General features: G+C 40.3%; 2 protein-coding genes. Both read left to right on the top strand.

The window, feature by feature from the left end:
* Positions 1–1,306: DEAD/DEAH box helicase (locus ACN4EE_RS22550; RefSeq protein ID WP_431708762.1), on the top strand; the 1,306-nt coding region annotated here is incomplete at its 5' end.
* Positions 1,260–3,122 carry an ATP-binding protein gene (locus ACN4EE_RS22545; protein ID WP_431708761.1) on the top strand — a complete coding sequence of 621 codons (1,863 nt, stop codon included), beginning with the start codon at positions 1,260–1,262 and terminating at the stop codon, positions 3,120–3,122. The genes ACN4EE_RS22550 and ACN4EE_RS22545, both read left to right, overlap by 47 nt.
* Positions 3,123–3,227 lie beyond the last annotated feature (105 nt).

The following is a 3,227-nucleotide window of genomic DNA, read 5'->3' as shown; positions in this document are numbered from 1 at the left end:
ATTTAATTTCTTTGAAATTCCTGTTTATCGTCAAACAAATATCACTGTAGAAAAATCCTCTTTGGTTGAAATTAGCCCTAAATATCCTTTATTTAAACACCAAAGAAACGCCGCTAATCGGGTTAAAAAATATTTATATCATCCTCCCTATCGTGGGCTTTTACATATGCCTACAGGGGCGGGAAAAACCCGTACAGCGATGAATATTATTGCGGATCATCTACGAAATCATGAACCGACTTTGGTGGTTTGGTTGGCTTATAGTGAGGAGTTATGTGAACAGGCAGTCAATGAATTTGAAAAGGCTTGGAGCTATTTGGGCGATCGCACCTTAACTGTTTATCGTTTTTGGGGTAGCCATGATTTAGCCATAGAAGATATAAAAGATGGTTTTGTGGTGGCAGGATTGAGCAAAGTTTATAACGCCCTACAAAAAAGTATCCGTTTTATTAATCAATTAGGAGTGCGTACATCCCTTGTAATTATCGATGAAGCCCATCAGGCGATCGCACCTACCTATAAATTAGTCTTAGATAGTTTGGTTATCCCCTACGAAAAAACAGCCTTACTAGGCTTAACCGCTACCCCCGGACGCACATGGGCAGACATAGATAAAGACGCTCAACTAGCTAATTTTTTCGCTCAACAAAAAGTAACCCTTGAAATAGAAGGCTATGATAACCCCGTTGATTATCTTGTAGAACAACAATACTTAGCTAAAGCCATTTATCGTCCCCTCTTTTATGATAGTGGCTTAAAATTGACCCAAAAAGACATCAAACGCATTAACGAAGAATTAGACATTCCCCCTTACATTCTCCATCGCCTAGAAGAAGACGAGCAACGTAACCTCCGCATTATTCTCGAATTAGAAGCCTTAACCCAAAGACACGAGCGTATTATTGTATTTGCCATTTCCGTTAACCATGCTCAAATTCTCACCTCTGTTTTACGATTAAGAGGATGGAGTGCGATCGCCCTTACTGGCACAACCCCTAAAACCGAAAGAGAAGCAATCATCAACCGTTTCAAAGATGATAGCCCCGAACCACAAATATTATGTAACTACGGCGTATTAACCACTGGATTCGATGCACCAAAAACCAGTGCCGCCGTCATCGCCCGTCCCACCAAATCCCTTGTACTGTATAGCCAAATGGTAGGACGAGCCATTAGAGGACTCAAAGCTGGAGGCAACGCTACCGCCGAAATTATCACCGTAGTCGATAGTCAAATGCCAGGCTTTGGGTCTGTTTCAGATGCTTTTAATAATTGGGAAGACGTTTGGAGGAAAAACCATGAATAATAATCCCCATGATATAGTTCCAGCACATTTAGCCGTTCAAGCTATGCGCGATAACGGTTACAAAAACGCAGCCTATGCCATCGCCGAGTTGATGGATAATGCCATTCAGGCGGGGGCATCCCAAGTAGAATTACTCTGTGGGCAAAGGATGAAACAATTAACATCCCGAAAAAGCTCCCATATCGAACAAATCGCCGTATTAGATAATGGTTGTGGTATGGATGCGATGGTTTTACGCCTAGCCCTGCAATTCGGCAACGGCACTCACCTAGAAAAAGATCAACATACTGGCATCGGGCGTTTTGGTATGGGTTTACCCTCATCATCGGTTTCTCAGTGTAAGAGAGTGGATGTTTGGTCATGGCAAAATGGAGTAGAAAATGCCCTTTATACTTACCTCGATCTCGATGAAATCAAAACCCGTCAGTTAAACGAAGTACCCCAACCTATTCCGAAATCTGTACCCCATACATGGTTAAAAGTAGGGCAAAGTTTTGGTTATAGTGGCACATTAGTAGTGTGGTCAAAAATCGATCGTTGTATGTGGCGCACAGGTAAAACCATTATCGATCATTCCGAATTATTGATCGGCAGAATGTATCGTAAATTTTTGAATAATGATCAAGTGACAATAAGAATGTATGCTTTTGATTTAGATAGCTATGAGCAAATCTTAGAAAGATATGCCTTACCAAATGATCCCCTTTATTTGATGAGTAAAACATCTTGTCCTCCTCCCTTTGATAATCAGCCTATGTTTCAAGTATGGCAAGGAGATAACAATGAAGAAACAACTTTTCTGATCAATTTTGAGGGAAAAGATCACGAAGTTAAAGTTCGTTTTGCGTATGCCAAAGAGGAAGCGAGAAAAAGTGAAAACGGCAAACAACCGGGGGCATTGCCTTATGGTAAACACGCCGCTAAAAATGTGGGAGTTTCTGTCGTTCGTGCTGGACGAGAATTAGAATTAGATCAAACCTTAGTTAATACCTATGATCCTACCGAAAGATGGTGGGGAGTAGAAGTAGATTTTCCTCCCTCCCTTGACGATATTTTCGGGGTGACGAATAATAAACAATCTGCACGTAATTTTGGAGAAGTTTTAGCCCTTGATATAGAATCTTTATTAGAAAATGGAAAAACGATTGCTCAGTTAAAAGAGGAATTAAAAGAAGATCAAGATCCCAAACTACCATTGATAGACTTAGCAGAAAAAATTAATTCTCAACTAACAGTTATTCGAGGACTAATTAAAACCCAAACAAGAGGCGATCGCACTTCTTCTTCACAACGTCATGACTATAAACCTCAAAAAACGGCAACTTTTATCACCAGAGAAAGACAAAGTAATGGTTATAAAGGAGAAAGCGATAAAGACGAACAACTACCCAAAGAGGAGAGAAAACAAGCCATTCAAGAAACATTAATCGAAGAAGGAATTACTCCCACCCAAGCAGAATTACTCGCTGCCACCACCGTTGACGATGGCTTAAAATATACATTTGTGGAAGCCTCCCTCGATACTCCTGCTTTTTTCTCCGTCAAACCCAAAGGAGGAGCAATTATTGTCACCCTTAACACTAGACATCCTGCCTATAAAAATCTAGTGGAAGTTTTAGAAGAAAATCTTGAGGATGCGGATATAGAAACCTTACGCACCCGTTTAGCTAACTCTTTAGATGCTCTTAAATTGCTCTTGATGGCATGGGCAAGATATGAAGATGAGCAACCCGAAGGAGTACGCAAACAAAACGCTCAAGATGCCCGTATCGATTGGGGAAGACTAGCCCGAAGATTCTTGGAAAATGAGGAGTAATTATACATGAGGCGGGGTGTGCCTCGCCCTACAAAAATAAAAGATACTTTATAGCTAAAAAATATAATCTAACAAATAATTATTAAATTTAATGAATTTTGGTAA

Source organism: Geminocystis sp. CENA526 (assembly GCF_050753365.1).
Taxonomy (GTDB): domain Bacteria; phylum Cyanobacteriota; class Cyanobacteriia; order Cyanobacteriales; family Cyanobacteriaceae; genus Geminocystis.
This window is presented reverse-complemented; position numbering and strand designations above follow the sequence as displayed.